The 24659-nt window shown below is 65.7% G+C and carries 22 protein-coding genes; 7 read left to right on the top strand and 15 right to left on the bottom strand.

What is annotated here, in order from left to right; all coding sequences use genetic code 11:
* Window positions 1–94: 94 nt before the first annotated feature.
* Both ppdK and AC0WRY_RS08910 read right to left on the bottom strand, forming a co-directional pair.
* Window positions 95–3034, bottom strand: coding sequence for a pyruvate, phosphate dikinase (gene ppdK / locus AC0WRY_RS08915; RefSeq protein WP_194406645.1), 2940 nt, complete (start codon window positions 3032–3034; stop codon window positions 95–97).
* A 96-nt stretch (window positions 3035–3130) separates the two neighbouring features.
* Window positions 3131–3286 (bottom strand): DUF3096 domain-containing protein, encoded by a 156-nt coding sequence (locus AC0WRY_RS08910; protein WP_008562090.1) that lies wholly within the window; start codon window positions 3284–3286, stop codon window positions 3131–3133.
* 225 nt (window positions 3287–3511) lie between these two features.
* On the opposite strand from AC0WRY_RS08910, the gene AC0WRY_RS08905 reads away from it, so the two are divergent.
* Entirely contained in the window at window positions 3512–3865 is a 354-nt protein-coding gene (locus AC0WRY_RS08905) for a DUF1236 domain-containing protein (protein ID WP_194406644.1), read from the top strand.
* Between the two features lie 230 nt (window positions 3866–4095).
* On the opposite strand, the gene glyS is transcribed toward AC0WRY_RS08905, so the two are convergent.
* The 6 genes from glyS to AC0WRY_RS08875 form a co-directional block, all read right to left on the bottom strand.
* Entirely contained in the window at window positions 4096–6195 is a 2100-nt protein-coding gene (gene glyS, locus AC0WRY_RS08900; RefSeq protein ID WP_491122963.1) for a glycine--tRNA ligase subunit beta, read from the bottom strand.
* The gene (locus AC0WRY_RS08895) at window positions 6195–7130 is read right to left on the bottom strand and encodes a glycine--tRNA ligase subunit alpha (RefSeq protein ID WP_491122962.1); all 936 of its coding nucleotides are present in this window, start codon (window positions 7128–7130) and stop codon (window positions 6195–6197) included. Before AC0WRY_RS08895 ends, glyS begins: the two co-directional genes overlap by 1 nt.
* Window positions 7131–7319: 189 nt before the next feature.
* The gene (locus AC0WRY_RS08890; protein WP_491122961.1) at window positions 7320–7511 is read right to left on the bottom strand and encodes a hypothetical protein; all 192 of its coding nucleotides are present in this window, start codon (window positions 7509–7511) and stop codon (window positions 7320–7322) included.
* A gap of 115 nt (window positions 7512–7626) precedes the next feature.
* Entirely contained in the window at window positions 7627–8535 is a 909-nt protein-coding gene (locus AC0WRY_RS08885; RefSeq protein ID WP_491122960.1) for a S49 family peptidase, read from the bottom strand.
* 214 nt (window positions 8536–8749) lie between these two features.
* The gene (locus AC0WRY_RS08880) at window positions 8750–9514 is read right to left on the bottom strand and encodes a tRNA1(Val) (adenine(37)-N6)-methyltransferase (RefSeq protein ID WP_491122959.1); all 765 of its coding nucleotides are present in this window, start codon (window positions 9512–9514) and stop codon (window positions 8750–8752) included.
* The gene (locus AC0WRY_RS08875) at window positions 9507–9734 is read right to left on the bottom strand and encodes a putative signal transducing protein (RefSeq protein WP_018323354.1); all 228 of its coding nucleotides are present in this window, start codon (window positions 9732–9734) and stop codon (window positions 9507–9509) included. Before AC0WRY_RS08875 ends, AC0WRY_RS08880 begins: the two co-directional genes overlap by 8 nt.
* A 132-nt stretch (window positions 9735–9866) precedes the next feature.
* Between AC0WRY_RS08875 and AC0WRY_RS08870 the strand changes: the two genes are divergently transcribed.
* A complete protein-coding gene (locus AC0WRY_RS08870; RefSeq protein WP_491122958.1) occupies window positions 9867–10874 on the top strand; it encodes a polyprenyl synthetase family protein in 1008 nt (335 codons plus the stop codon).
* A gap of 216 nt (window positions 10875–11090) precedes the next feature.
* On the opposite strand, the gene AC0WRY_RS08865 is transcribed toward AC0WRY_RS08870, so the two are convergent.
* Complete coding sequence (locus AC0WRY_RS08865; RefSeq protein WP_491121955.1) at window positions 11091–12032, bottom strand: IS110 family RNA-guided transposase; 942 nt, start codon at window positions 12030–12032, stop codon at window positions 11091–11093.
* Between the two features lie 319 nt (window positions 12033–12351).
* On the opposite strand from AC0WRY_RS08865, the gene AC0WRY_RS08860 reads away from it, so the two are divergent.
* From AC0WRY_RS08860 to AC0WRY_RS08845, 4 genes are read left to right on the top strand one after another with little or no spacing between them, the layout of a single operon-like run.
* Window positions 12352–12867, top strand: coding sequence for a winged helix-turn-helix transcriptional regulator (locus AC0WRY_RS08860; RefSeq protein ID WP_491122957.1), 516 nt, complete (start codon window positions 12352–12354; stop codon window positions 12865–12867).
* A gap of 1 nt (window position 12868) precedes the next feature.
* Entirely contained in the window at window positions 12869–14131 is a 1263-nt protein-coding gene (gene fabF / locus AC0WRY_RS08855) for a beta-ketoacyl-ACP synthase II (RefSeq protein ID WP_491122956.1), read from the top strand.
* A gap of 60 nt (window positions 14132–14191) precedes the next feature.
* On the top strand, window positions 14192–14824 hold the full coding sequence (locus AC0WRY_RS08850; protein ID WP_194406637.1) for a LysE family translocator: 633 nt from the start codon (window positions 14192–14194) through the stop codon (window positions 14822–14824).
* Window positions 14817–15710 (top strand): alpha/beta fold hydrolase, encoded by an 894-nt coding sequence (locus AC0WRY_RS08845; RefSeq protein ID WP_491122955.1) that lies wholly within the window; start codon window positions 14817–14819, stop codon window positions 15708–15710. The genes AC0WRY_RS08850 and AC0WRY_RS08845 overlap by 8 nt, the downstream gene beginning before the upstream one ends.
* Window positions 15711–15742: 32 nt before the next feature.
* Here AC0WRY_RS08845 and AC0WRY_RS08840 read toward each other — a convergent pair whose 3' ends face one another.
* From AC0WRY_RS08840 to AC0WRY_RS08830, 3 genes are all read right to left on the bottom strand, one after another.
* Window positions 15743–16627, bottom strand: coding sequence for a 4-(cytidine 5'-diphospho)-2-C-methyl-D-erythritol kinase (locus tag AC0WRY_RS08840; RefSeq protein ID WP_194406635.1), 885 nt, complete (start codon window positions 16625–16627; stop codon window positions 15743–15745).
* Between the two features lie 28 nt (window positions 16628–16655).
* Window positions 16656–18452, bottom strand: a complete 1797-nt coding sequence (locus AC0WRY_RS08835) for a tetratricopeptide repeat protein (RefSeq protein ID WP_491122954.1) — start codon at window positions 18450–18452, stop codon at window positions 16656–16658.
* Window positions 18453–18759: 307 nt separating this feature from the next.
* Window positions 18760–20421 carry an electron transfer flavoprotein-ubiquinone oxidoreductase gene (locus tag AC0WRY_RS08830; RefSeq protein ID WP_194406633.1) on the bottom strand — a complete coding sequence of 554 codons (1662 nt, stop codon included), beginning with the start codon at window positions 20419–20421 and terminating at the stop codon, window positions 18760–18762.
* A gap of 136 nt (window positions 20422–20557) precedes the next feature.
* On the opposite strand from AC0WRY_RS08830, the gene AC0WRY_RS08825 reads away from it, so the two are divergent.
* Entirely contained in the window at window positions 20558–21364 is an 807-nt protein-coding gene (locus AC0WRY_RS08825) for a uracil-DNA glycosylase (protein ID WP_491122953.1), read from the top strand.
* 75 nt (window positions 21365–21439) lie between these two features.
* On the opposite strand, the gene AC0WRY_RS08820 is transcribed toward AC0WRY_RS08825, so the two are convergent.
* The 3 genes from AC0WRY_RS08820 to AC0WRY_RS08810 all read right to left on the bottom strand — a co-directional run bounded on the left by AC0WRY_RS08820 (window position 21440) and on the right by AC0WRY_RS08810 (window position 24655).
* Complete coding sequence (locus AC0WRY_RS08820) at window positions 21440–22948, bottom strand: glycosyltransferase family 39 protein (protein ID WP_491122952.1); 1509 nt, start codon at window positions 22946–22948, stop codon at window positions 21440–21442.
* Window positions 22949–23229: 281 nt separating this feature from the next.
* Entirely contained in the window at window positions 23230–24126 is an 897-nt protein-coding gene (gene rnhB / locus AC0WRY_RS08815) for a ribonuclease HII (RefSeq protein WP_491122951.1), read from the bottom strand.
* Between the two features lie 73 nt (window positions 24127–24199).
* Window positions 24200–24655 (bottom strand): VOC family protein, encoded by a 456-nt coding sequence (locus AC0WRY_RS08810; protein ID WP_491122950.1) that lies wholly within the window; start codon window positions 24653–24655, stop codon window positions 24200–24202.
* Window positions 24656–24659: the final 4 nt, after the last annotated feature.

Here is a 24659-nt window from a genome sequence, read left to right as displayed (position 1 = left end):
GGCTCCTCGCAATGACGGGGGGAGAGAGCATCGGCCAAAACGGAAAGAGGCGGAGCTTTCGCCCCGCCTCTTCATTCCAGCATTTTAGTTCTGCTTACGCCTGGCTCGCGATCGCTTTGCCGAGCGCTGCTTGCGCGGCGGCAAGGCGGGCGATCGGCACGCGGTAGGGCGAGCAGGAGACGTAGTCGAGACCGATATTGTGGCAGAAGGCGACCGAGGCCGGATCGCCGCCGTGCTCGCCGCAGATGCCGACCTTGAGCTTCGGCCGCGTCTTGCGGCCGCGCGCGACGCCGATCTTGACCAGCTCGCCGACGCCTTCCTGGTCGAGCGCGATGAAGGGATCGACCGAGAGGATGCCCTTCGCCACGTAGGGACCGAGGAAGCTCGCCGCGTCGTCGCGGCTGATGCCGTAGGTGGTCTGCGTGAGGTCGTTGGTGCCGAACGAGAAGAACTCGGCCGACTTCGCGATCTCGCCCGCGAGCAGACAGGCGCGCGGAAGCTCGATCATCGTGCCGACCTGATAGGTCAGCTTGGTGTTGGTGTCGCGCATCACGGCCTGTGCGGTGGCGTCGATCCGCGCCTTGACGAGATCGAGCTCGGCCTTGGTCGCGATCAGCGGCACCATCACCTCGAGGCCGACGGCCTTGCCGGTGCGCTTCTCGGCTTCGACCGCCGCCTCGAAGATCGCACGCGCCTGCATCTCGGCGATCTCCGGATAGGCGATCGCGATGCGGCAGCCGCGGAAGCCGAGCATCGGATTGAACTCCGAGAGCTCGCGCGCGCGATCGGCGAGGCGCCGCGGGTCGGTGTTCATGGCGCGCGCCACTTCCTCGACCTCGGCGTGGGTGTGCGGCAGGAATTCATGGAGGGGAGGATCCAAAAGCCGGATCGTGACCGGCAGGCCCTTCATGATCTCGAACAGCTCGACGAAGTCGGCGCGCTGCATCGGCAGCAGCTTGGCGAGCGCGGCGCGGCGGGACTGCTCGTCCTCGGAGAGGATCATCTCGCGCACCGTGCGGATGCGCGTCTCTTCGAAGAACATGTGCTCGGTGCGGCAGAGGCCAATGCCTTCGGCGCCGAACTTGATCGCGGTCCGCGCGTCGTCGGGCGTGTCGCCATTGACGCGGACGCCGATCTTGCGGACCTGGTCGGCCCAATTCATCAGCGTGCCGAACTCGCCGGACAGCTCCGGCTCGATCATCGGCATGCGGCCGGCGAGCACCTGGCCGAGCGAGCCGTCGATGGTGATGACGTCGCCGGTCTTGAAGGTGCGCGAGCCGATGCTCATGGTACCGCGGCCGTAATCAACGCGGATGGTGCCGCAGCCGGAGACGCAGGGCTTGCCCATGCCGCGGGCGACGACCGCTGCGTGCGAGGTCATACCGCCGCGGGTGGTCAAAATGCCTTCGGCGGCGTGCATGCCGTGGATGTCTTCCGGGCTGGTCTCGATGCGGACCAAAATCACCTTACGCCCGTCGCCCTGAAGCTTGGCCGCCTCGTCCGAGGAGAACACGATCTCGCCGGAGGCAGCACCCGGGGATGCCGGCAGGCCGGTCGCGATCACGTCGCGCTTGGCATTGGGATCGATGGTCGGGTGCAGGAGCTGGTCGAGCGAAGCCGGATCGATGCGGGTGACCGCTTCCTTCTTGCTGATCAGGCCTTCATTGGCGAGCTCGACCGCGATGCGCAGCGCGGCTTTCGCGGTACGCTTGCCGCCGCGGGTCTGCAGCATCCACAGCTTGCCCTGCTCGACCGTGAACTCCATGTCCTGCATGTCGCGGTAGTGCTTCTCGAGCAGCGTGTAGATCCGCGTCAGCTCCTTGAAGGCCTCCGGCATCGCCGCTTCCATCGACGCCTTGTCGGAGCCCGATTCCTTGCGCGCTTCCTCGGTGATGTCCTGCGGCGTGCGGATGCCCGCCACCACGTCCTCGCCCTGCGCGTTGATCAGGAATTCGCCGTAGAGCTTGCTCTCGCCGGTCGAGGGGTTGCGGGTGAACGCAACGCCGGTAGCCGAGGTCTCGCCCATATTGCCGAACACCATGGCCTGCACGTTGACCGCGGTGCCCCAGGATTCCGGAATGTCGTGCAGCTTGCGATAGGTCACAGCGCGCGCGTTCATCCAGGATGAGAACACGGCGCCGATCGCGCCCCAGAGCTGGTCGTGCGGATCCTGCGGGAAGTCCTTGCCAGTCTCGCGGGCTACCGCGTCCTTGTACTTGCCGACCAGGTCGACCCAATCGTCGGCCGACAGATCGGTGTCGAGCGTGTAGCCCTGGCTGTCCTTGAAGGTGTCGAGGATTTCCTCGAAGTGATGATGCTCGAAACCGAGCACCACGTCCGAATACATGGTGATGAAGCGGCGATAGCTGTCATAGGCGAAGCGACGATCGCCCGACAATTCGGACAGCGCTTCCACGGTCTGGTCGTTGAGGCCGAGGTTGAGCACGGTATCCATCATGCCCGGCATCGAGGCGCGCGCGCCGGAGCGCACCGAGACGAGCAGCGGGTTCTTGGTGTCGCCGAAGATCTTGCCGGTCAATTTGCCGACATGGTCGAGCGCCTTCTCGACCTGCGCCTGCAGTTCCTTGGGGTAGGTTTTGCCGTGGGCATAGAAGTAGGTGCAGACCGAGGTTGGGATGGTGAAGCCGGGAGGCACCGGCAGGCCGAGATTGGCCATTTCGGCAAGATTGGCGCCCTTGCCGCCGAGCAGGTCGCGCATCTCCGTCCGGCCTTCGGCCTTGCCGTCACCGAACGTGTAAACCCATTTGCCGGCCTTGCCCGCGGCTGGCGTCGTCTTCGCGGGCGCAGCCTTCTTCGGCGCGGGCTTCGCGGCGACTTTGGGCGCGGCCGCCTTGGTTACGGCCTTTGCCGCCGGCTTGCCCGCGGGCTTGGCGGCAGCCTTTGCAGCGGGCTTGGCGACCGGCTTCGGCGCGCTCTTGGCCAACGCCTTGCGGGCCGGCGGCGCGGCCTTCGCGGCGGCGGAGGACTTTGATTTCGCTGGCATTTTTTTAGGCTTCGAGGCGGCTTTGGCCATAGCTTGCACACAACCTGCGAGAGGAATGGGAAATCGCGGGCCTTACACCATTTTGGGCGGGCCCGCGCAAGTCGGACAGTTCCGAAAAGTGAACGCCTAGAAGCGGAGCCACTTCAGGAGCCCGAGCCCGATCGCGCCGTTCACGATGAGGAAGATCGCGACGATCAGGTTGAGGAGCCGCGGCATGATCAGGATGAGCACGCCCGCAATCAACGACAGGATCGGCGAAATGTGGGCGACGGTGATGTGCATGAATTATCTTTCTGTGGAGGCGGTGCGAATCGCGGGCGGATCATAGCCCTCCCGGTTCCGGGAGTAGAGACGCGCAACAGGCGAGTCGAGTTCCGGCTCCCACGAAAACTGCCCGAAATTGCCGCTGTTGCGGCGGGGCTTTTCCCGGAACATTGCCAACACGCATGCATTGGCAACCGGTCGCGCCGCTGGCGCGCCCGAACCATCACGTCGAAGGAGTTGTCCATGCGGAACAGGATTCTTGCCCTTGCAGCGCTCGCGGCCGCGATCGGCTCGCCCCTGGCGGCGCAGGCGCAAAGCGGTGTCACCGTCGGACGCGCACCCGCCGTGGTCGACAGCGCTCCGACCATTGCGGCCGAACAGCGGCCCGCTTTCCGCGAATATGTCGTCGAACAACGCGTGCCCGCCTTCCGGATTCCGGATCGCATCGTGGTCGGCGCCACCTTACCCGAAAGCGGCGTCACTTATTATGACGTGCCGCAACGCTTCGGCGCCACCACCTACCGCTACACCGTCGTGAACGGCGAGACCGTGCTCGTCGAGCCGCGCTCGCGCCGCATCGTCGAGGTGCTGGACTAGTTCAACTAGATGTCCGGCGCGTCACATCAGGCTGGCGCGAGCAGTTTAAAAACGGACATCAGGCCCCGCCCGGTCTTCCCCCCGCCGGGCGGGGCACTTTTTTGGGACTATCATTCCGGGGCGCGCGAACCCGGAATCCATCGTGCCGCGCATCATGAAGTGAAATGGATTCCGGGCTCGCGCCAAGTGGCGCGCCCCGGAATAACAAGCGGTGATTGAGGCACGCAGCCTCAATCCTGGATCTTCGAGAAATCCGCCACCGCGCGCGTGGCGCTGCGGATCTCGTTCAAGAGCTTCAGGCGGTTCTCGCGCACCTTGGCATCGTCGTCATTGACGCGAACCTTGTCGAAGAACGCATCGACCGGCGGACGCAACTTCGCCATCGCGCGCATCGCGGCGGCAAAATCCTCCTTGGCGACGGCGGCACTGGCTTCCGCCTTCACTTCGTCGATCGCTTTCGCCAGCGCCTTCTCCTCAGCGAGGCCATAGAGCGCGGCATCGGGCGCGCCGTCGAACGTGCGCTTGTCCTTCTTCTCCTCGATGGAGAGGATGTTGCTGGCGCGCTTGGTGCCAGCGAGCAGGTTCTTGCCGTCATCGCTTTCCAGGAATTTGCCGAGCGCCTCGACGCGGCGGACGATCATCAGGAGATCGTCCTGGCCGCCGAGCGCGAACACGGCATCGACGAGATCGTGCCGCGCGCCCTGCTCGCGGAGCTGGACCTTCAGACGGTCGGCGAAGAAGGCGAGGAGGTCGCTTGGCACCTTCGAGGCATCGGCTGGCTTGACCGACAAGCCGACGAGCGCGGACGCTGCCACCTTCATGAGCGACAGACGAAGTGCGTTCTCGGCGATCAGCCTGATCACGCCGAGTGCTGCGCGGCGCAGCGCATATGGGTCCTTGCTGCCGGTCGGCTTTTCGTCGATGGCCCAGAATCCAACGAGCGTGTCGAGCTTGTCGGCGAGCGCCACGGCGACGCTGACCGGATCGGTCGGCACGCGATCCGCAGGACCTTGCGGCTTGTAATGCTCCTCACACGCAGCCGCGACGGACGCATCCTCGCCCTGCGCCAGCGCGTAATACTTGCCCATCAGGCCCTGCACCTCGGGGAATTCGCCGACGACTTCGGTCAGCAAATCCGCCTTCGCCAGATGCGCGGCACGCGTCGCCTTGGCGACATCGGCGCCGACCAGCGGCGCGATCTCCGCGGCGAGGCGCTCGATGCGCTTGATGCGCGCAGCCTGGGTGCCGAGCTTCTCGTGGAACACGATCTGCTCGAATTTCGGCAGCCGCTCCTCGAGCTTCGTCTTCAGGTCGGTCTCATAGAAAAACTTCGCATCCGACAGCCGCGCGCGAATGACGCGCTCGTTGCCGGCGATGATGGTCGCACCACCATCGGTCGCCTCGATGTTGGCGACCAGGATGAACTTGCTCGCGAGCTTGCCCGTTTTGGGATCGCGCACCACGAAGCATTTCTGGTTGTTGCGGATGGTGGCGCGGATCACTTCAGCAGGCGTCGCCAGGAATTCCGGCTCGAACGAGCCCATCAGCACGACCGGCCATTCGACGAGGCCGGCGACCTCGTCGAGCAGGTTCTGGTCCTCGACGAGCTCGAATCCTTGCGCAAACGCAAGCTGCTTGGCGTCGGTGAGAATCGCGTCCTTGCGGCGTTCGGGGTCGAGCACGACCTTGGCGTTGAGAAGTTTCGCCTCATAGTCCTCGAAGCGGCGCACCTGAATGGGCGCCGGCGCAAGGAAGCGGTGGCCATATGTCGTCTGGCCGCTCTGAATGCCATCCACCTCGAACTTCACGACATCCGGCTCTTCGGTCTCGAGCCCGAAGGTCGCGGTGATCGCGTGCAGCGGGCGCACCCAATTGAGCGAGCCCGGCTTGCCCGATCGCGCGCCCCAGCGCATCGATTTCGGCCAGGGAAAGGTGCGGATAATGACAGGGAGGATTTCGGCGAGCACGTCGATCGCATCGCGGCCGGGCTTCTCGATCAAGCCGATGTAGAAATCACCCTTGGGATCGCGCTGGATTTTTGCTTCGTCCAGCGACTTCAGACCCGTCGCTTTCAGGAAGCCCTGCACGGCCGCATCGGGCGCGCCGATTTTCGGGCCACGGCGTTCGGTCTTGAGGTCCGGCTGACGCGCGGGAACGCCGTGCACGGTGAGCGCGAGGCGGCGCGGCGTCGCGAACGCCTTCGCGCCCTCGTAGACGAGCCCTTCGGCGACCAGCTTGTCGGTGACCATGCGGCGCAGATCGTCGGCCGCCTTGGCCTGCATGCGCGCGGGGATCTCTTCCGAGAACAGTTCAAGCAAAAGATCGGGCATCAGGCCGCTCCGCCCGCTTTAGTATGGATCCAAGCCTCGCCACAGGCTTTTGCCAATTCGCGCACGCGCAAGATGTAGCTCTGACGTTCGGTCACCGAGATCACGCCGCGCGCATCCAGGAGGTTGAAGACGTGACTGGCCTTGATGCACTGGTCATAGGCCGGCAGCGCCATCAAATGCGCCTCGCGCTTGTCGTCCTTCCAGCCGGCATCGAGGTACTTCCTGCAGGCGGCTTCCGCCATCTTGAACTGCTCGAACAGCATCGCCGTGTCGGCGACCTCGAAATTGTGCTTCGAATATTCCCGCTCCGCCTGCAGGAAGACGTCGCCATAGGTGACCTTGGCGTCGCCATCGCGGCCGTTGAAATTGAGGTCGTAGACGCGGTCGACGCCCTGCACATACATCGCGAGGCGCTCGAGCCCGTAGGTGAGCTCGCCCGCGACCGGCGCGCATTCAAAGCCCGCGACCTGCTGGAAATAGGTGAACTGGCTCACCTCCATACCGTCGCACCAGCACTCCCAACCGAGGCCCCAAGCGCCCAGCGTCGGGCTCTCCCAATCGTCCTCGACGAAACGGATGTCGTGCTCGGCGCTATCGATGCCGATCGCGGCGAGCGACTTCAGGTACAGCTCCTGAAGGTTCGGCGGCGACGGCTTCATGATCACCTGGAACTGGTAATAGTGCTGCATCCGGTTCGGGTTCTCGCCGTAGCGGCCGTCCTTGGGTCGGCGCGAGGGCTGAACATAGGCGGCGTTCCAGGGCTTCGGCCCGAGCGCGCGGAGCGTGGTCGCCGGATGGAAGGTGCCCGCGCCCATCTCCATGTCGTAGGGCTGCAGGATCACGCAGCCCTGCTCGGCCCAGAACCGCTGTAGCGCGAGGATAAAACCCTGGAACGAGCGTTCCGGGCGCATATGGGCGGGCAATGAGGCGTCCATCGTCAGATCAGGCTCTCGCGGGGGTTTTGAATCGCGCGGGACCGTATCGACGGCGGGGGTGGGAATCAAGGCAAAGGGGGGCAAAGAGCAGTCATTCCGGGGCGCCCGGAGGGCGAACCCGGAATCTCGAGATTCCGGTTCGATGCCTCGCATTGCCCCGGAATGACGGCGCAAATGGGAAAGGCGCGGCTACCCCGGCCTGAACGCCCCGGTCACGGGGTCACGTTTCAGCGTCTGGATATCCCCCATGTGGGCTGCCTCGGCGACGCGTGACAGGCGCATCTCCTCCAGCTCCTGGTTGATCTTGATGGCGGTCTTGTAGGCCCAGCGGACCACGGCAAGCCCGCCCAGCACGCCCGCGAAAGCGACGAACGGCGGCATCGGTCGATCCTTGTTGAGTGCTCAGCCCCCACGCACATTCTTGCGCAGACCGGGCCGCGCCGCAATTGGCTCGCCCTCAAGTTCCCCCGGACCAAATGGCGCGGAAGGACTCCGGCTAGAACCCGAATTTCGCCCAAATCGCCCGCGTCTCGACCGCCGAAATCAGCTCGTCCGGCAGCCCGGCCATTGATTCCAGGGCCGAAAGCTGCCCCGCGCCGGGCGATTTCCGGCCCAAAAGACCTGACAGCAACCCGGTTGGCTGCGCGATCACGGGGGTGAGAACCTTGTCGCCATACCGGGCACGAAGAGTTGAGCGGAGATCGCCGATGCTGTCGGCAAGTCCCAGCGCCACCGAGCTCTCGCCGGCCCAGTATTCGCCCGTGAACAGGGTATCGTCCGCGCCCTTGAGGCGCGCACCGCGGCTCTCCTTCACCAGCGAAATGAAGATCTGGTGGATCTCACGCTGGATCGTCTTCAGCTTGGCGACGTCATCGGGATTTTCGGGCAGGAACGGGTCGAGCATCGCCTTGTGTTCGCCGGCCGTGTAGAGACGCCGCTCGATGCCGAGCCGCCTGATCGCCTCCTGAAAACCGAAGCTGCCGCCGACCACGCCGATCGAGCCGAGGATCGAAGATGGATCGCAGATGATCTCGTCGCCGGCGCAGGCGATCATGTAGCCGCCGGAGGCGGCGACGTCCTCGACGAACACCAGCACCGGCAGCTTCTTTTCCGCCGCGAGCTGCTTGATGCGCAGATAGATCTGACGCGACTGCACCGGCGAGCCGCCGGGCGAATTGATCACCAGCGCCACCGCCTTGGCGTTGCGCATCGAGAACGCACGCTCCAGCGCTTTGGCGACGCCCGCGAGCGTCATGCCGGGACGCAGCGGCGTCACCGCGCCGATCACGCCCGACAGCCGCACCACCGGCACCACCGCAGTGCCGGGGCGGAAGCGCGCCGGCAGATATTGCATGAGCTTGTCGGCCAGGCCGGAACTCTCACGATCGTTCAATTGTTCGGCCATGCCGTTACCTCTGATTAACCATTTCTTATCACGCGACTGTCATTGGAAGTGCCTGGAACGTGTTTTGCAGATTTCTCGTTGGGAGGCTGCAATGAGGCAGCGGAGAACACCATGAAAATCTATCTGCTGATGCTGCTGATCGGTGCGCTGTTCATGGCGATCCGCCTGACGACTCCGCAAGAGCAGCAGTCGGAATCGCTTCCGCAGTAAGCCGTCAAGGTTCCATCAGCGGTAAGGCCGCTCTCCCCTCCAAAATCTCGATCATCTCGTTTTTTGAAACGCGCGCCTCATCATTGAGCATGAGGCCCGGCAGCAATCGCGTCGGGGCCCGGCCACCTTTGACCGCACGCACCAGCACGCGGATCGCGGGCCGCCCCGCCTCGCCGTGAACCGGCAGGATCGCAAGGCTGCCGAAGCCGCGCGACAGGGCCTCCAGGACATCGGCGATACCATCTGCACGCCAGATCAATGTCAGCACGCCATTCGATCGGAGGATGCGCCGCGCTGCATGCACCCACGCATGCAGCGTCTCCTCCGTTGCTACATGCGCGGTGTGACGCAGCCGATCGGGCGAGCCGCGATGCCGGGCCGGATCGTTGAATGGCGGATTCATCAGCACCACGTCGACGCTGTCGGGCGACAGCCCATGTGACGCAAAGCCTTGCGCGTCGGCCGTGACGTCGAGCACGATCGTCTCGGCGCCAATCGCATTTGCCGCCGCGTTGTCGCGCGCGAGCTCGGCCAGCTCCGGATCGATCTCGACCAGGCTGAGCCTGATCCCGGGAATACGCCGGGCCAGCGCCAGCCCGGCCGTGCCGACGCCGGCCCCGAAATCGACCACGCGATCTCCAGTGCGCGCCTCGGTCGCCGCCGCGAGCAGGATCGCATCGTGCCCGGCGCGATGGCCGGACCGCTTCTGCTTGAGGCGCAACCGCCCGCCGAGAAAGGCGTCTTCGGTAATATCTGTCGCCTCACTCATCGCCGCGCAGTTCGTGGCTGAGGCCGGCCTCGGTCAGCAGCTCCCTCGCCTCCTGGGCGTCGTCCTCGTGGACGAGGATCCGCCGCGGCAGGATACCGAGCGAGCCCTCGATGATGCTCATGTTCTGGTCCAGCACCAGATGATGGATGTTGGCGCCATCGAGCAGCGCGCCGATCGCCGACACCAGCACCATATCGTTGGTCCGAACCAGTTCACGCAAATCGCAGGTCTCCTGCCTGAAAAGGGGGGGACGGCAAATGTCAATGGTTCCGCAGCACTTGCCGCATCCGCCGCCAGTTTCTATTGTCTTTCCGTCAGAATAGCCCTTCTGGGGCAAATATTGGAGACCGGCGTGGCCGTCATCGTACCTTTCGAAACTCCCGGCGCGTCGATCGAAGAGCTGGTTGCCCTTGTCGCCCCTGACATGGAGCGCGTCAACGCCACGATCCTGTCGCGGACCGGTTCGGACGTGACCATGATCCCGGAGGTCGCCAACCATCTGATCTCCTCGGGGGGCAAGCGCCTGCGGCCGATGCTGACGCTCGCCATGGCCAACCTCGCCGGCTACGCCGGCGACGGCCACATCAAGCTCGCTGCCTCCGTCGAGTTCATGCATACCGCCACGCTGCTGCACGACGACGTCGTGGACGAGAGCGAGATGCGCCGCGGCAAGCTTTCGGCCCGCATGCTCTGGGGCAATGAGGCGAGCGTGCTGGTCGGCGACTTCCTGCTCGGCCAAGCGTTCCGCATGATGGTCGAGGTCGGCTCGCTGCGCGCACTCGACATCCTCTCCGCGGCGGCCGCCACCATCGCCGAGGGCGAGGTGATGCAGCTTGCGGCCGCCAAGAACACCGCGACCACCGAGGACGAATATCTCGCCGTGATCCGCGGCAAGACCGCCGAGCTGTTCGCGGCGGCCTGCGAGGTCGGCCCCGTCATCGCCAACCGCCCGAAGGCCGAGCAGACCGCCTGCCGCTCGGTCGGCATGAATCTCGGCATCGCTTTCCAGCTCGTCGACGACGTGCTCGACTATGGCGGCAAGAGCGCCAAGCTCGGCAAGAACACCGGCGACGATTTCCGCGAGGGCAAGATCACGCTGCCCGTCGTGCTCGCGTTCCGCCGCGGCAACGACACCGAGCGCGCCTTCTGGATCCGGGCGCTGGAGCGCGGCGAGATCGGCGACAGCGATCTCGATCACGCCATCGGGCTCATGAACAAGCACCGCGCGCTGGAAGACACGCTGAGCCGCGCCCAGCACTACGGCGCGATGGCCGTCGACGCACTGGCACTGTTCCCGTCCTCGCCGATGAAGAGCGCGCTGGAGCAGGTGGTGGCGTTCTGTCTGGCGCGGTCGCATTAGGCGGCGGCTGACGCTCTTCCTGGATTGGGCGCTGGGAGAGTGTGCGCGCAACTCTCTCCCCGTCATTGCGAGCGCAGCGAAGCAATCCAGAATCCCTCCGCGGAAAGAGCCTGGATTGCTTCGCTGCACTCCCACTCACCGAGCAAGATGCCCCACTTCTTCTCATGTCCCGGACGCTCTGCAGCGTGAAACGCTGCTGCGCAGAGCCGGCAACTGTTATGTTGGTCTAGTGTACAGGTACGGCTTTCGATCGCGCATGATGGCGTTGAGGACCGTCAACAGCTTCCTGGCAACGGCAATGAGAGCGAGCTTGGCAGGTTTACCGGCCTGTCGCAGTCGAGCGTAGAAGGCCTTGAATGGATCGGCCCGGCGGACCGCATTGAGAGCGGCCATGTAGAGGGCATCGCGGACGCGCTTTCGGCCCCCGACGATCTTCCGCTTGCCGCGGTAAGCGCCGCTGTCGACGTTGAAGGGAGCCAGGCCGGCGAGCGCGGCCACCTGCTTCGGTCCCACTTTTCCGAGTTCCGGCATCTGCGCGATCAGCTGCATGCAGGTTACGGGGCCCACGCCGGGAAGTGACCGCATCAACTGCGCATCATCGGAGACCTCCGGCTCAGTCTTGATCAGTGCGCTAATATCGGCCTCGATTGCGGCGATCTCATTGTCGAGGACTTCAATGAGCCGACCGATGCGATCGGCCATGGCGCGGTCCTCGGCCTCGCTGCGCCTGTTCTTCTCCTGGGCACGCATGAGAACCAGTTGATCCCGCCGTTTTGCAAGCCCCGCCAGGGCATTGCGGGCAGGATTGGCAGCCTGCTCAGCGGCAGGCTGCATGGCCCGGGCAAAGCTCGCCAGCATCCGGGCATCGATCGGGTCGGTCTTGGCGAGCTGGCCGCTGGCGCGCGCAAAGTCCCGGGCCCGGGCCGGGTTGATCCGGGCAAAGCGGATGCCGGCCTGGCTGAGCGCCTCACGAAGCTCAAGGTCATAGACGCCCGTGGCTTCAAAGACGACCAGCACATCGCAGCGCCAACGCGCCGCGATCTGTGTGATGGCCTGCGGCGCGTTGGCGATGCGCTCCGGCACGCCCAGGCTCTCATCGAAGATATCGAGATATCGTTTGGAGACGTCGATTCCGACGTAACGAGGGCGTATGATCATGGTGCCTGTCCCTGTGATGCGAGGTCTGTTGGCGCAGCCTCGTGCAACTGTTCAGGTTGATAGATGGAACGGGCGGGAGACCGAGCCGGCTCACGGCGTCAAGCGCCAAGGACCCAACGGCTTCCCGCCCACTCCACCATGACAGGATTTCGATACACAGGGACCTAGGCGGCACCCCGAGATCAGCAATATGGGGTCCGGCTCCGCCGCGCACCGCTGAAGAAGCGTTGCGCTGCGTCCGGGGCACGACAGCGGCTCAGCTTCGGTCTCGCCTACCCTGTTACTTGCATTTTGCAAGTTACTTACCTACTTTCTGCCCATGCAGCCCAAATTACCTTCCATCCAAGAATGCCCCGTCGGCCGGGCCGTTGAGACGGTCGGCGAATGGTGGAGCATTCTGATCCTGCGCGATGCGTTTCAGGGGGCGACGAAATTCGACGAATTCTCGCAAAGCCTCGGCATCGCACCGAACATCTTGTCGCGGCGGCTCGCCCATCTCACCGCATCAGGCATGTTCGTCCGGCGCCGCTATCACGAACGGCCGCCGCGCTACGAATATGTGCTGACGGACAAGGCGCGGGATTTCTTCCCCGTGGTCGCGGCGCTGCTGGCCTGGGGCAACAGGCATCTCGCGCCGAAGGGCGAATCCATTCTGCTGGCGAACCGCAAAGATAGTCGTCCGTTCGATCCGGTCGTGGTCGATGCCACCGACATGCAACCGATCACACTCGCCAATGCGGTCGTCATCGCAGGTCCCCGTGCGAGCCGCGGGATGCGTACACGACTCGCTTCGCTTAGGGCTATGAACCCGGCCGTCGCGCCGGCTGGAGACTGACATGCGTCGTATCGTCGTGACGGGAATGGGCGCGGTGTCGCCGCTCGGCTGCGGTGTCGAATTATCCTGGCGCCGGCTGCTCGCCGGCCAAAGCGGGTTGCGCCCGCTGCCGGAATGGTCGCAGGCGCTGCCCGCGCGCATTGCCGGGCTCGTGCCCGACAAGGCCGATGACGCCGACGGCGGCTTCGATCCTGCACAGGCGGCCGCGCCAAAAGACCAGCGCAAGATGGACCGCTTCATCCTGTTCGCGCTGCTCGCCACGGCAGAAGCCGTCGCACAGGCGAAATGGACGCCGCAGGATGCGGCCGCGCTGGAACGGACCGCGACGATCATCGCCTCCGGCGTCGGCGGCTTCCCGGCGATGGCGGAGGCGGTGCGCATCACCGAGCAGCGCGGCGTGCGCCGGCTGTCGCCGTTCACGATCCCCTCGTTCCTGGCCAACCTCGCCGCCGGCCACGTCTCGATCAAATACGGCTACAAGGGCGCCTTGGGCACGCCGGTCACCGCCTGCGCCGCCGGCGTGCAGGCGATCGGCGATGCCGCGCGCATGATCCGATCAGGCGAGGTCGACGTCGCGATCTGCGGTGGCGCAGAGGCCTGCATCGACATCGTCAGCCTCGGCGGCTTCGCCGCGGCCCGCGCGCTGTCGAGCGGCTTCAACGACGAGCCCGCGCGCGCCTCGCGCCCGTTCGATCGGAATCGCGACGGCTTTGTCATGGGCGAAGGCGCCGGCATTCTCGTCATCGAGGAGCGGGAACATGCGCTCGCCCGCGGCGCCGCGCCGATCGCGGAGCTCGTCGGCTACGGCACGACGGCCGACGCCTATCACATGACATCGGGCCCGCCTGACGGCGACGGCGCCCGCCGCGCCATGGAGATCGCACTTCGGCAGGCGAAGCTTGCTCCGGAAGATTTGCAGCACCTGAATGCCCATGCGACCTCCACGCCGGCGGGCGACGAGAGCGAGCTCGGCGCAATCGCCGCATTGTTCGGCCGCAACCGCGGCATTGCCGTCAGCGCGACCAAATCGGCCACCGGCCATCTGCTCGGCGCCGCCGGCGGCCTCGAAGCGATCTTCACCGTGCTCGCCTTGCGCGACCAGATCGCGCCGCCGACGCTCAATCTCGAAAACCCCGATGCGGGCGCTGACGGCATCGACATCGTCTCGGGCCACGCGCGGCCGCTGCCGATGCAGCATGCCATCTCCAACGGCTTTGGCTTCGGCGGGGTGAATGCCAGCGTGATCTTCCGCCGCGTGGACTAAACGAGGGACCGTTCCAGCTAGAAGACTTGCAATCGCGGTCCGCTGCGCTACGAAAACAGGATGATCGAAACCAATTTCTGGCTGTTCCTGGCCGCAGCCTGTCTCATTGCCGCCGTTCCCGGCCCCGGCATCTTCTACGTCGCGGCACGGACCTTGTCGGACGGGCGCGCCAGCGGCTTTGCCTCGACCGCGGGCACGGCCCTGGGCGGGCTTGTTCATGTGGTCGCCGGCAGCCTCGGCATCTCCGCAATCATCCTTGCGAGCGCCGAATTGTTCGCCGCCGTCAAATTCGTCGGCGCGCTCTATCTGGTCTGGCTCGGTATCAAGACGTTTCGCAGCTCCGGCCGCGCGCTGTCGCTCGAGAGCGACGCTGTCGGCGACAAACGCGCCTTCCGCGACGGCGTGCTGGTCGAGGCGCTGAACCCGAAGACCGCCGCGTTCTTCCTCGCCTTCATTCCGCAGTTCCTCGATCCCGCCGGATCGAGCCCCACGCTGCAATTCATCATGCTCGGGGCGATCTCGGTGGCGTTGAACACGCTCGCCGACATCGTCGTGGTGCTGATGGCCTCCGCGACGCGCACGCAGCTGATCGGACGGCCGCATCTGATGCGGCGTCTCACCCAAAGCTCCGGCGTCTTCATTGCAGGTCTCGGCCTTTCGTTGGCCTTGGCGCGGCGACCGGCAAATGGCTAGCATCCCGCAGGACCGCTTCTATGAATCCCACGGCCTGCGGCTGCACTACGCCGATTGGGGCAATGAGAGCGCGCCGCCTCTCATCCTGGTGCATGGCGGGCGCGACCACTGCCGGAGCTGGGACGTCATCGCCCGATCGCTGCAGCCGCATTTCCACGTAATCGCACCCGATCTGCGCGGCCACGGCGATTCCCAATGGACCCGAGGCGGCAGCTACGCGCTGACCGAGTACGTCTACGACCTCGCCCAGCTCATCCGCGTCGTCGCAGCGCCGGCGGTCACTCTCATCGGCCATTCGATGGGCGGCATGGTGAGCCTGATCTTTTCAGGATCGTTCCCTGAAAAGGTCACGAAGCTTGTCGTGCTCGACGGCGTGACAATGCTGCCGGATACGCCTAAGGCCCCAGTGCATGAGCGCATCGGCAAATGGGTCGGCCAGCTCGACAGACTGCATGACCGCACGCCGCGCCGCTACGCGACCCTCGAGGACGCGGCAGCGCAGATGGTGCTGCACAACAAGCGTCTCACCCGTGACCTCGCGCTGCATCTCGCCACTCACGGCGCGCGGCGGAACGAGGACGGTTCCTATAGCTGGAAATTTGATCCCTATCAGCGCGCCTCCGCGCCGCACCGGCTCTGGCCGGACGATCACATAGCGCTGTGGCGCCGCATCGCCTGCCCGACGCTGCTGCTCAACGCCGGCGAGAGCTTTCTCGCCGGTGCCAGGGCGGCGGGCCTCGAACGGTATTTCCAGCAAGCGCGCGTCGAGACCATCGCCGGCGCCGGACACTGGCTGCAGCATGACAAGCCGCAGGAAGTGCTGGACGAGATCCGGCGGTTTCTTGGGCTGGCTGAGGACGCCGCAGATTTAGTGCGACTGCCGTAGGGTGGCACGCTCCAGCGTCTTCGGCGAAAGCCCTAGCTCAACGTCCCCGCATGCACCCACCAGCCGGGGTGGTCGCGCCGGATCTTTTCGGCGGCGGTATGCGCTTCGTTGGCCGCGCCGTAGATCGCAAAGCACGTCGCGCCCGAGCCGGACATGCGAGCGAGCTTGACGCCGGGGGAGTCGCGCAGGGCTTCCAGCACCTCGCCGATCACGGGCTGGATCCGCAGCGCAGGCGCTTCGAGATCGTTGGGAACGCGTTCGAGAACATCGATCCAATCGGCGATCGATCCGCCCTCCTCCGGCCAGGCCGGAGCGCGGATGACGTCGGCGACACCGACCAGCAATTGACCGTTGCGCAGGCCCAATTCGCTGAACACGTCCTTGGTGGCAACGGGCACGCGCGGATTGACCATCACGCAAGGCATGCTCGGCAGTGCGAGCGGCAGCAGCTGCTCGCCGACGCCGGTCATGTCGCAGGCACGCGAGGCCAGGCACACCGGCACGTCGGCGCCGGTCGCGAGCGCGACCTTCTGCAGCCGGGGATCATCGAGCGACAGATCGTTGAGGCGCGCCAGGAGCCGCAGCGCCGCCGCAGCGTCAGCCGAGCCGCCACCGATGCCGGCGGCCACCGGCAGCACCTTGTCGAGCGCGAACGCGCCCAGCTTCAGGCCCGGCACCGCCTCGGCAAGCAGCTTGGCGGCCTTGAACACGAGATTGTCGGAGGTATCGCCACAGGCCGCGGCCAGCGGCCCGGTGGTGGTGAGCCTCAGCTCGCCGCCCGGCTCCAGCGTAAGGCGGTCGGCGCAGTCGGCGAACGCAACCACACTTTCGAGATCATGATAGCCGTCGGCACGACGGCCCACGACGCGAAGGCTCAAATTGACCTTCGCGCGCCCTTCTTCAATCAACGCCGGCATCGGCGACACGCCCCAACTTCGCTTAAGACTAACCGCCCTTGCCGTCGTCCTTCTTCTTCTCCGCCTGCGCGGCCGAAGAGTTCGAATTGTCCTCGGTCAGCCCGTTCGCGATCTTGGCCTCGATCTTCGGCAGCTCTTCCGGCTCGGGCTTGAGATCGCGGGCGTGCGCCCACTGGAATTTGGCTTCCAGCGTGCGGCCGACGCGCCAATAGGCATCGCCCAGATGGTCGTTGATGGTGGGATCCTCGGGCTTGAGGTCGATCGCGCGCTCGAGATTCTTCACCGCTTCCTCGTAATTGCCGATGCGGTAATAGGCCCAGCCGAGCGAGTCGACGATGTAGCCGTCGTCGGGACGCTGCTCGACGGCGCGCTTGATCATCTTCATGCCTTCGTCGAGGTTCACGCCCTGGTCGATCCAGGAATAGCCGAGATAGTTGAGGACGTGAGGCTGGTCGGGCTGCAGCTCGAGCGCCTTCTTCATGTCGGCCTCGGCCTTGGCCCACTGCTTGGAACGCTCCTCGCAGATGCCGCGATAATAATACCAGACGCTGTTGGCCTTGTCGTTGCCGGCCGGCAGCACGTCGATGCCTTGCGAATAGGTCGCGCCGCAGTCGCCGAACTTCTTGCGGCCGCGCTCGATATTGCCGAGCGCCATGATGGCTTCGAGGTCCTTGGCATCCTCCGTGGTGACGCCCTTGAGGATCTTGATCGCTTCCTCGGTGCGGTCGGCGGAATCCAGATCGATGGCGAGCTGGATCTGCGCATTGCGCTTGAGCGGCGAACTCGACGGCACGCGCTCATAGACCTTGATCGCCATCTGCGGCCGCTTCACCGATTCATAGAGATCGGCGAGCGAGAGCAGCGCCAGCGGATGCGTCGGCTGCAGGTAGAGCGAGAGCTGGAGATAGACCAGTGCCAGATCCTCGCCGCCGCGGCGGGTCAGCGTGGCGCCGATGCCGTAGAGCGCTTCGGCGGCGCCGGCCTGGGCGGAATCGACCAGCGGCGGCATCTTCTTGCCGGCCCTGGTCTCGCGCAGGCCTTCCTGGATCAGCGGATGACGCGCCAGCTTCTTGTCGAAGGCCTGGTAGACATTGGTCGCGGCGGCGGAGTCCTTGTTGCGCGACAGCCAGCGCGCATAGGCCTCGGTCACGCGCAGCATGGAATCGTCGAGCTTGTAGGCGCGCTCGAAGCGGGTGCCGGCGTCCTTCTCCTTGCCGGAGAGTTCGAGGATCATGCCGGCGTGAAGGTCCTTGAACAGCGGATACCATTCCGGACCTGCCAGCTTGTCGATGGTGGCGACACCGCCCTTGGCATCGCCTGCACCATAGGCGGCCCAGCCCGAGAGCAGCGTGGCAACGAGATCGGTGATCGGACCGCGGATCGACTGGTTGATGTTGGTCTGCGCGGCCGCGTACTTCTTCACCTTGAGATCGTGCACGCCGACGACGAGACGCGCGACGCGGTTGGTCTTATCGATGGTGAGGACGCGCTCGGCGAGCTTGACCGCCTCCTCGATGTCGCCGTCGGCGACCGACGAAATGAAGGCGCGATCGAGCAGCTCGTTGTTCTTGGGATCAGTGCGCAGGGCGGAGCGGTAGAACGCGGCGGCAGAGGCCGCGTCACGCTCGACGCTGGCGTGGCGAGCGGCGAGATAGCTGCCGGCCCCGGTAAGCGACTTCAGATCGTTTCGGGTCGGAAACTGCGCCGCCGTGTTCTCCGGGTGATCCGGCGTCTGCGCCAGGACCCTGCCCGGGACGGTCGCGATCGCTGTGCTCATGAGGGCGATGGCGGCAACAGTCCAGCGGTTGAAACGATTTGAAAACATCAGGGCTCGCCTTGAGTTGGTAGTGCCTGGGTTTGCAGCAGAGGGCCGTCTCGCATGCGAACGCGGCCGGTGGCATCGGGACCCGGAACCGTCGGGCCGACAATGCCGCTTTTGGCGCTTCGCCGCAAGGATTCGGACCGGACGCCCCCTTCCGCACACCCCAAAACGGCCAGGTCACCGGTCAGGAGCAGCCCCAAGACGCCGCTACTATGGCCTTATCGTGGCCAGGACCGGGGGCGCCGGCCCCCTCCTCACGCGAACGTGCACCGGACCACGTCGTGACCCGATCCGCTTGCCCGGCCGGCCGTTACATCGCCTCGTAGTTCGGACCGCCACCGCCCTCGGGGGGAACCCAGGTGATGTTACCGTTGGGATCCTTCACGTCGCAGGTTTTGCAATGGACGCAGTTCTGGGCGTTGATCTGGAAACGCGGGCTCGATCCCTCCTCGACCCACTCATAGACGCCGGCGGGACAGTAGCGATTCGAAGGACCCGCGAAGACGTCGTGCTCCGAGGTCTTCTGCAGGTTCATGTCCGTGACCTTGAGATGGACCGGCTGGTCCTCCTCATGGTTGGTGTTGGACAGGAACACGGAGGACAGCTTGTCGAACGAGATCTTGCCGTCCGGCTTCGGGTAGTTCTTCGGCGCATGCTGTTTGGCCGGATCGAGCGTAGCGCGATCGGGCTTGGCATGAGACTGGGTACCGAACAGCGAAGCGCCGAACAGCGTGTTGCACCACATGTCGAAGCCGCCGAGCGCGACGCCGAGCACGGTGCCGAACTTCGACCACAGAGGCTTGACGTTGCGCACCAGGAACAGGTCCTTGCCCACCGACGAGGAGCGCCAGGCGTTCTCGTACTCGACAAGTTCGTCATTGGCGCGATCGGCGGCGAGCGCTGCCGCGACGTGCTCGGCTGCGAGCATGCCGGTGCCCATCGCATTGTGCACGCCCTTGATGCGCGGCACGTTGACGAAGCCGGCCGCGCAACCGATCAGCGCGCCGCCGGGGAAGCTGAGTTTCGGCACCGACTGATAGCCGCCCTCGGTGATGGCGCGCGCACCATAAGCGAGCCGCTTGGCGCCTTCGAAGGTGCTGCGGATCGACGGATGCGTCTTGAAGCGCTGGAACTCGTCGAACGGCGACAGATAGGGATCGTCGTAGTTCAGATGCACGACGAAGCCGACGGCAACGAGATTGTCGTCGTAATGATAGAGGAACGAGCCGCCGCCGGTCTTCAGGTCGAGCGGCCAGCCGAATGAATGCTGGATCGTCCCCTTCTGATGCTTCGCCGGATCGATCTGCCAGACTTCCTTGAGGCCGATGCCGAACTTCGCCGGCTCGCTCTTGGCATCCAGCGCGAACTTCGCGATGAGCTGCTTGGTCAAGCTGCCGCGCGCACCTTCGGCGAATAGCGTATACTTGCCGAGCAATTCCATGCCACGGGTGAAGGAGTCCTTCGGCTTGCCGTCGCGGCCGATGCCCATGTCGCCGGTGGCGATGCCCTTGACCCTGCCCCCCTCGTCATAGAGCACCTCGGCGGCAGCAAAGCCTGGATAGATCTCGACGCCGAGCGCCTCGGCCTTGCGCGCCAGCCAGCGGCAGACATTGCCGAGCGAGCCGATGAAGCAGTGATGATTGTTCATCAGCGGCGGCATCACGAAGTTGGGTAGCCTGATCGCGCCGCCGGCCGTCATCCAGTAGAAGCGGTCGTCCTTCACCTGCGTTTTCAGCGGGCAGTCGGAATCCTCGCGCCAGTCCGGGACCAGCTTGTCGAGCCCGGCCGGATCGATCACCGCGCCGGAGAGAATATGCGCGCCGACTTCGGAGCCCTTCTCCACCACGACGACGTTGAGATCGGCATTGAGCTGCTTCAGCCGGATCGCGGCCGACAGGCCCGAAGGGCCGGCGCCGACGATGACGACATCGAATTCCATAGATTCGCGCGGGGGAAGTTCTTCAGTGCTCATCTGATCTCAGCCCTTGAGACGGTCCTCGGTCGTTTGCGCCCTCTTGTTTCCGATTTTTCCGGGTAGGACAACCTCGGAATCGCATTTCGCTGGGATGCAAGGCGGTCTAAGATGAACTAATAGTCTGACTTTCCAGATGATCCCCGAACCCGCACCCACCGTCCGAGAGCTTCTCGCCTTCTATCTGGAGGCCGGCGTCGATTGCGCGCTCGCCGAGGAACCTATCGACCGCCTGGCGGAATTGGATGCCCCACCGCCGGCCCCGCGCGCGGCGCCTTCGGTCGAGGCACCGCGCCCCGTCGCCGCCCCCGCGGTCATGCGCGGCGAGGCCGCCCCTGCCCCCGACATCGCCATCGCCTCCGCGCGCGAGGCCGCGCGCACCGCGCCGACGCTGGAGGCGCTGCGCGAGTTGATGCAGAGCTTCGAGGGCTGCGCGCTGAAGCACACAGCGACGCGGCTGGTGTTCGCCGACGGCAATCCGCAGGCACGCATCATGTTCGTCGGCGAGGCGCCGGGCCGCGACGAGGACATCGAGGGCCTGCCCTTCGTCGGGCGCAGCGGCAAGCTGCTCGACCTGATGATCGGAGCCATCGGCCTCAACCGCAGCACCGCCTACATCGCCAACGTGATTCCCTGGCGGCCACCCGGCAACCGCACGCCGACGCCGCAGGAGACGCAGATCTGCCTGCCCTTCATCCAGCGCCAGATCGAGCTGGTGGATCCCGACGTGCTGGTGACGCTCGGCAATCCCTCGACGCAGACGCTGCTCGGAACGCGCGAGGGCATCATGCGCACCCGCGGACGCTGGTTCGACTACGAGACGGGCCAACGCACCATCCGCGCGCTGCCGACGTTCCATCCCGCCTACCTGCTGCGCTCGCCGTCGTACAAAAGGCTGGCATGGCAGGATCTGCGCGCGATCGCGAAGGTGCTGGCGGGGTAGGTAGCGAGCTCTCTCGTGTCCCGGACGCGGTGCGTCACGCAGTGGCGCTCCTCAGAGCCAAGGCACAGACCTACGCTACGTCCCCTTCGGCCGCACGATGGCCCAGCCGATGCGCAGCAGCTGCTGGCGGCCGGTCACCAGCCATTCGAAGGCGCGCGGCACTTCCGGCACGATGCCGGGAAAGCGTTTGAGGATGTCGGGCGGGGGCGTGCCCGCGGTGTCGGAGGCGCGCCAGACCACGACGCCCCCGGTCTCGGCAAATTTCGTCTGATTGATCCATGGCGTGCGCGCAGGGTCGGCGTCGATGAAGAGATGCGGCCGGCCGGAATGCAGCGTGATCAGGCTCGCAAGCTGCGTCTCTCCGGCAACGGCGCGCAGGCGATGGTTGGTGCGGCGGGCGAAGCTGTCGTCGAAGAAATCCGAAATCGCGCGCGCCGGCATCGAGGTCGCAATCTCATTGGCACCGGTCCAGGGCAGCAACAGGACGGCCAGCACGACGCCGATGGCCGGGGCCACGACGGCCGCGGCCCAGACCGTCCGCAGCATTCGCGCACGGCGCATCGCGATGAGATCGCCGGCCGCGACCACCACGGCGAGTCCGGACACGATCAATACGACCCCGGAACCACCGACGACGGAATCGAGCCCGAGCAGGCCGGAGATCATCACCCCGCCGAGCGCCGGCGCCAGCGCGAAGAAATAGACGAAGTTGCGCGCGAGCGGCGCGACCGGCGGACGATAGATGATCGGCGGCTCCTCGCCCTTTGTGGCGAACAATCCGGTGTTGAGGAAGGCGAGCGCCGGAATCGCGGCGGCCCCGAGCACGAGGCCGCCGAGCAGCCAGGCCGCGTGCAGGGCTCGGGCATTCAGCTCCGAGATTTGCGGCAGGGCCGGCATCACAAGCGTCTCGGCGCGCATCAGCCAGACCGCATAGGGCAGTGCCAGCACCGCGACGACGACAAGCGCGAACAGCGGATCGAACGCGCGCAGCGTCCGGCGGCCGCCTGCGGTCGAGACCGCGAATACGACGAGCAGCAGCAGCAGGAAGATCGCCGCGGGCGTCGTCAGCAGCAAGAGACCGGCCTCGATCGACCAGGCGAACCAGGCATTGCCGCGGCGCTGGCCGATGATCTGCCAGGAGTGCAGCAGCAGCAGCGCCCACAGCGGCCGGGCCAGCACAAGGGGGCCGAAGTCGAGCGCCGACGAGGAGAAGGCGAGCACCGTCATGGTCAGGAGCACGGCGAGCACTGCCTGCTGCGAGCCGACCACGGCGCGGGACAGATGATAGAGCGCAATGAACGTCGCGATCTCGCACAGCTGGGCCAGCACATAGACGCCGAACATGTGGCCGCCGGCGGCGCGATAAGCGATGTCGGCGAGCCAGACCGGCAGGGGCGGCCCGAGGTCGGTGCCGACCTGGTATTCGCGTCCGAAAGCCAGCAGCGTCGCCAGCGTGCCGGGCGGGCTGCGGTAGAATACCAGCGCCACGAACAGCCACATCGCAGCCTGCAGCAGCACGGCGATCCACACGATCAGCCGCGGCCGGGCGCGAATGAGCTCGATGACCAGGGAGGTAAACCGCATGCAACGCCCGAAAGATGCAGCCAACCCGTCCAGCCGGCCCTATTCGCTCACATCTGTTTTGATAAAGGGCGTCACGCGTTGTGGCAACGACGGTCTGCTCCCTCTCCCCGTTCTTACGCGGAGCGAAAGGCACACGCACAACAGATCATTCATGGCCGGGCTTAGTCGTCCGAAGGACGGCGTCGCTTCCGCTCGCCTATGACCCGGCCATCCTCGTCTTTCCTGTCGCTCCGGAGACCGCGGATGCCTGGGAATGACGGACAGAGGGCTGGGTTAGGTGCCTAGAGCCCAGCCGATACGTCGATCTCGACGCTGGCTTCCACCTGTATCTCGCCCTCGGTCACCGTAAACAGGTCCTGCACCGGCTCGACCGTCCACGGCATGTGCTTGGCACGCGCGGCGGCGACGGGAGCGAAGAAGCTGCGGTGGTGGATGGTGGGACCGAGGCGATTCAGCGCATCGAGGTGCTCGGGGACGCCGTAACCCTTATGCTGCTCGAAGCCGTAGCCGGGGCAGTCCTGTGCCAGCGCGCACATCAGGCGGTCGCGCGTGACCTTGGCGATGATGGACGCTGCGGCGATCGACAGCACGATGCCGTCGCCGCCGATCACGGCCTCGCAGTCGCATTGCGTGTCGAGCCGGTCGCGGCCGTCGACGAAGACATGCCGGGGCGCCTCCGGCAGCGCCACCACGGCGCGCTTCAGCGCCCACAGCGAGGCACGCAGGATGTTGTCGCGATCGATTCGCGCGGGCGAGGCGACGGCGACCGAGACCTGCGCTGTGGCGCAGATCTTGTCGAACAGCTTTTCGCGCTCCTCGGCCGTCAGGCGCTTGGAATCGTCGATGCCGCGCGGGATGCGGTTGGGGTCGAGAATCACGGCAGCCGCCACTACGGGCCCCGCCAGCGGCCCGCGGCCGGCCTCGTCGCAGCCGGCGACCGGCCAGACGCCGCGCTTGATCAGCGCGCGCTCGCGGCGAAAGCTTGGGGTGGTGATGGCAATGATACCCTTCTTGCCGGCTGGAATGGCCGTGGTGACATTTGTCTTGGTCGCAGCCGCTCTTGCCGCCTTGGCAGGCACTGCCTTCTTCGCAGCAGCCTTCTTCTCAGCGGCCTTCTTTTCAGCAGCCGTCTTGGGCGCGTCTTTGGCCGGCTTCGTTGCGGACTTGTCTCGAATCATGGCCGGGATCGTGCGCAAGCGGCCCGGCCTGCGCAACCGGGAACCCGGCGCAATTCCCGTTATTCAGGCCGCCCTACTCGGCCAAATGAACCCGCCTGTCGTCGCCGACATCGATGCCGGGGGCGACCACGACCTCCCAAAGATGGCCGTCGGGATCGGCGAAATAACCGGAATAGCCGCCGTAATCGGTCTCGTGCGCGGCCTTCACCAGCTTCGCGCCCTTGCTGAGCGCGAAGGCCATCACCGCATCGACCTCCTCACGGGTCCGACAGTTCCAGGCGAGCGTCATGCCGCGGAAGGCCTGCGGCCTCGGCTGGTCCGGCAGCGCGGCGTCGGCTGCAAGCTGGTCCCAGCGATACAAGGCGAGCACTGGACCACCGGTCTCGTAAAACGCGACAGCCTCGCCGGTCGCCTTCAGCCGGCGCGAGAAACCGAGCGCGTCGTAAAAAGCGATGCTGGCGCGGATGTCGCTGACGCCGAGCGTGATGACGGTGAGCCGCGGCACCGGCACGTTGGGTTCCCTGACCATGCTG

The sequence above is a fragment of the Bradyrhizobium sp. T-12 genome, from assembly GCF_058314695.1.
This window is presented reverse-complemented; position numbering and strand designations above follow the sequence as displayed.

Coding starts and splice junctions, on each gene's coding strand:
- AC0WRY_RS08905 (WP_194406644.1), top strand. CDS start 3,512: ATGCGGAACAGGATTCTTGCCCTTGCAGCGCTCGCGGCCGCGATCGGC.
- AC0WRY_RS08880 (WP_491122959.1), bottom strand. CDS start 9,514: ATGAGTGAGGCGACAGATATTACCGAAGACGCCTTTCTCGGCGGGCGG.
- AC0WRY_RS08910 (WP_008562090.1), bottom strand. CDS start 3,286: ATGCACATCACCGTCGCCCACATTTCGCCGATCCTGTCGTTGATTGCG.
- AC0WRY_RS08830 (WP_194406633.1), bottom strand. CDS start 20,421: ATGAGCACTGAAGAACTTCCCCCGCGCGAATCTATGGAATTCGATGTC.
- AC0WRY_RS08850 (WP_194406637.1), top strand. CDS start 14,192: ATGATCGAAACCAATTTCTGGCTGTTCCTGGCCGCAGCCTGTCTCATT.
- fabF (WP_491122956.1), top strand. CDS start 12,869: ATGCGTCGTATCGTCGTGACGGGAATGGGCGCGGTGTCGCCGCTCGGC.
- ppdK (WP_194406645.1), bottom strand. CDS start 3,034: ATGGCCAAAGCCGCCTCGAAGCCTAAAAAAATGCCAGCGAAATCAAAG.
- glyS (WP_491122963.1), bottom strand. CDS start 6,195: ATGCCCGATCTTTTGCTTGAACTGTTCTCGGAAGAGATCCCCGCGCGC.
- AC0WRY_RS08885 (WP_491122960.1), bottom strand. CDS start 8,535: ATGGCCGAACAATTGAACGATCGTGAGAGTTCCGGCCTGGCCGACAAG.
- AC0WRY_RS08825 (WP_491122953.1), top strand. CDS start 20,558: ATGATCCCCGAACCCGCACCCACCGTCCGAGAGCTTCTCGCCTTCTAT.
- AC0WRY_RS08865 (WP_491121955.1), bottom strand. CDS start 12,032: ATGATCATACGCCCTCGTTACGTCGGAATCGACGTCTCCAAACGATAT.
- AC0WRY_RS08840 (WP_194406635.1), bottom strand. CDS start 16,627: ATGCCGGCGTTGATTGAAGAAGGGCGCGCGAAGGTCAATTTGAGCCTT.
- AC0WRY_RS08835 (WP_491122954.1), bottom strand. CDS start 18,452: ATGTTTTCAAATCGTTTCAACCGCTGGACTGTTGCCGCCATCGCCCTC.
- AC0WRY_RS08810 (WP_491122950.1), bottom strand. CDS start 24,655: ATGGTCAGGGAACCCAACGTGCCGGTGCCGCGGCTCACCGTCATCACG.
- AC0WRY_RS08845 (WP_491122955.1), top strand. CDS start 14,817: ATGGCTAGCATCCCGCAGGACCGCTTCTATGAATCCCACGGCCTGCGG.
- AC0WRY_RS08860 (WP_491122957.1), top strand. CDS start 12,352: ATGCAGCCCAAATTACCTTCCATCCAAGAATGCCCCGTCGGCCGGGCC.
- rnhB (WP_491122951.1), bottom strand. CDS start 24,126: ATGATTCGAGACAAGTCCGCAACGAAGCCGGCCAAAGACGCGCCCAAG.
- AC0WRY_RS08895 (WP_491122962.1), bottom strand. CDS start 7,130: ATGGACGCCTCATTGCCCGCCCATATGCGCCCGGAACGCTCGTTCCAG.
- AC0WRY_RS08820 (WP_491122952.1), bottom strand. CDS start 22,948: ATGCGGTTTACCTCCCTGGTCATCGAGCTCATTCGCGCCCGGCCGCGG.
- AC0WRY_RS08890 (WP_491122961.1), bottom strand. CDS start 7,511: ATGCCGCCGTTCGTCGCTTTCGCGGGCGTGCTGGGCGGGCTTGCCGTG.